We start from the raw sequence: 2,222 nt of genomic DNA on the forward strand, positions 1-2,222 counted from the left end.
AAATCGAACGGAAATATGCTTGATCGGCTCATAGTTCCACCTTTTTTGCGCACCAATCTCGCTAAAAGGGTGAATTGATCAGCGCTTCCCTAGGAGCCTATATGCAATTCAAACTGCTGTCAGAAGTGATCGATGCCGCATCTAACTTTGTTGTAGTATTGCAAGAAAATCCAACTGGGGCATTGGCATTGATCGCCGTCCTGCTTCTCACTTTCATTATTTTCAAAACCGGCAGGTCGTCAGCGACACAGTGATACAACTTTGCGTTGGATAATGCAAGCGATGTGTGGCTTCGATAAGCCACCATCTCTCACATACTCACGTCCTGTATTACGATTTGATCAGGAAGCTTTTTGTTATTGTTGTTTTTTCTCCGCGCCTTTTTCCTTCTCTGTGAGGGGGCCAAAAGCACCCTGGCGATAGTACGGATGTTAATTCCCTTTTTCACTAAAAGTTCCGCTGTTGCCTTCTGACCTATCAAGTTCTGCACCTGAATGGCTTCATCGATAATCACTTCCTTAAGGTCTAAATCTCCCTGATCATATGCGTGTTGATCCTTATCAGGTCGCTGTTCATTGGTCATCTTAGCCTCCTTCTGTGTGTCTCTTCAGCCTAGACGAGTTGGCGTGTTGCTTTTTTGATATTCGTCATGCGGTGCTCTTGTGCTCGTAGAGAGTGCCCCCTCGATTTCATCTAAAAGCCATTGGATTGAGTTACTGCAATGACTTGAATTTATTGATTTTTTCTCTTTTTTTGATATGATTACAGTGTAATCAAATTTTACTGTAATCATGACCAAGAAAACCAAGGATCGCTCGGTCTTGGAGGGCGGTCGTGCTGGGCAGCTGGCACGGGCACAGAGCCTTTACCGTGAGAAAAAAAAGGAAGACGGTTTTCAGCGTTTGCAAGAATGGCTTCCAGAGGCGGCAAGCTCACGTTTAAAATATCTTTGCGACGCTACTGGCCTGACAAAACGGGAAGCGCTGGTGCGCCTTATAAGCGCGGCAGATGTGGACAAAATTGAAATTGGACGGAGCGAAAAATGACGACGGAAAGCAAAATTGAGTGGACCGAGATGACGTGGAACCCCACAGTCGGTTGCACGAAAGTTTCGCCTGGCTGCAAGAACTGCTATGCTGAGAAAATGGCTGAGCGGCTTCAAGCTATGGGCACGCCCGGTTACGAAAATGGCTTTAAGTTGACATTGATTGAAAGTAGGCTGGAGGACCCGCTTAAACGGAAGAAGCCGACCGTCTATTTTGTAAACTCGATGTCGGACTTATTTCACGAGGCGGTTCCTTATTCCTTCGTCGATAGGGTGTTTGAAACGATTGCTGCGGCGCATTGGCATACTTTCCAAATTCTGACCAAGCGAGCGGATCGTCTGGCCGAGTATTTTGCTGGGAAGGTTGCGCCAAGGAATGCTTGGCTTGGCGTATCCGTAGAGGATCAGAAGTACGGCCTCCCGAGAATTGACCTTCTGCGTCACGTGGATGCATCGGTTCGTTTCCTTTCGGTGGAGCCGCTGTTGGAAGACATTGGCACCGTTGATTTAACGGACATTCATTGGGTGATCGTAGGCGGAGAATCGGGACCAAAGGCCCGGCCGATGAAACAGGAGTGGGTGGAGTCCATCCAAGCCCAGTGTGAAGAGCAAGGCGCGGCCTTCTTCTTCAAGCAGTGGGGGGGGTGGGGTGCTGATGGGAAGAAGCGAGCAAAGAAATATAATGGCCGCCTGATTAACGGGCGAACTTACGACGAAATGCCAGCAACGGCTTAATTTGAACTATCGATGCTTAGTCAATTCACTTGGAAAAATGGTCCGGAATTAATTCCACAGCATAGCATCGCAAAGCATCGAATTTTAGAGTCCTACCTGTCGGCCTATTTCCAGACGCTGGTCGGCGGGCAGCCTCGTGATGAATTCAAGCTCACCCTGGTGGATGGGTTTGCCGGGGGTGGCATGTACTACCACGAGGATACCCGCGAGCTTGTGAAAGGCTCGCCTTTTATCTTCCTGCAGGCGGAGAAGGAAGCCGAGTTTCATATCAACCAGGGCCGGACCAAGCCCGTCAGGCTGGACATCAGCCACTTCTTTGTCGAGGCTGGCCGGGACGCGTATCAGCACCTAGGGAAGCGCTGATCAATTCACCCTTTTAGCGAGATTGGTGCGCAAAAAAGGTGGAACTATGAGCCGATCAAGCATATTTCCGTTCGATTTG

The 2,222-nt window shown here is 49.0% G+C and carries 5 protein-coding genes; 4 read left to right on the forward strand and 1 reads right to left on the reverse strand.

The features are described 5' to 3' along the window. Window positions 1-101 precede the first annotated feature (101 nt). A complete protein-coding gene (locus tag FHS03_RS27815) occupies window positions 102-254 on the forward strand; it encodes a cytochrome c oxidase subunit 2A (RefSeq protein ID WP_183444166.1) in 153 nt (50 codons plus the stop codon). Window positions 255-310: 56 nt separating this feature from the next. Here the strand turns inward: FHS03_RS27815 and FHS03_RS27820 are convergent, their stop codons facing one another. Then, a complete protein-coding gene (locus FHS03_RS27820; RefSeq protein ID WP_183444167.1) occupies window positions 311-583 on the reverse strand; it encodes a hypothetical protein in 273 nt (90 codons plus the stop codon). A gap of 208 nt (window positions 584-791) precedes the next feature. Between FHS03_RS27820 and FHS03_RS27825 the strand changes: the two genes are divergently transcribed. From FHS03_RS27825 to tcmP, 3 genes are read left to right on the forward strand one after another with little or no spacing between them, the layout of a single operon-like run. Continuing rightward, complete coding sequence (locus tag FHS03_RS27825; RefSeq protein ID WP_183444169.1) at window positions 792-1,046, forward strand: hypothetical protein; 255 nt, start codon at window positions 792-794, stop codon at window positions 1,044-1,046. Then, window positions 1,043-1,780 (forward strand): DUF5131 family protein, encoded by a 738-nt coding sequence (locus FHS03_RS27830; RefSeq protein WP_183444170.1) that lies wholly within the window; start codon window positions 1,043-1,045, stop codon window positions 1,778-1,780. Before FHS03_RS27825 ends, FHS03_RS27830 begins: the two co-directional genes overlap by 4 nt. 12 nt (window positions 1,781-1,792) lie before the next feature. After that, on the forward strand, window positions 1,793-2,143 hold the full coding sequence (tcmP, locus tag FHS03_RS27835) for a three-Cys-motif partner protein TcmP (RefSeq protein ID WP_183444172.1): 351 nt from the start codon (window positions 1,793-1,795) through the stop codon (window positions 2,141-2,143). The last annotated feature ends 79 nt before the right edge of the window (window positions 2,144-2,222 follow it).

It is taken from the genome of Pseudoduganella violacea (genome assembly GCF_014191875.1).
Taxonomy (GTDB): Bacteria; Pseudomonadota; Gammaproteobacteria; order Burkholderiales; family Burkholderiaceae_D; genus Rugamonas; species Rugamonas violacea_A.